The sequence below is a fragment of the Psychrobacter sp. GW64-MNA-CIBAN-0177 genome (genome assembly GCF_040309585.1).
Lineage (GTDB): Bacteria > Pseudomonadota > Gammaproteobacteria > Pseudomonadales > Moraxellaceae > Psychrobacter > Psychrobacter okhotskensis.
Genome location: NZ_JBEOOY010000560.1, coordinates 1 through 240, shown reverse-complemented (window position 1 = coordinate 240; position 240 = coordinate 1). Strand labels below are relative to the sequence as shown.

Sequence of the window (240 nt, the reverse complement as noted above, 5' to 3'; positions counted from 1 at the left end):
GTAATAGGTAGTGAAGAAGGGCAAGCGTTAAGGGATGTAGAATGTCCTGCGGCAGCGATACCTTGGTGGATGCCGACAGCAGCTGCGACTGGGCCATTAGATATGATTGCTGATAGCAGTCATATCAATAGCAATGATTTTAATGACAATAGTACGCTGTTTTCTAATAACAACAGTGTGACGACAGCCTATCATAGGCCAGTTTTGACAAACATAGTTAGCAATGACACTGGTGCAGAC

1 protein-coding gene is annotated in these 240 nt (G+C 44.2%); it reads left to right on the top strand.

The window, feature by feature from the left end; translation table 11 throughout:
• A partial coding sequence (locus AAEY79_RS16220) for a hypothetical protein (RefSeq protein ID WP_352289773.1) occupies positions 1-240 on the top strand: 240 nt, incomplete at both ends.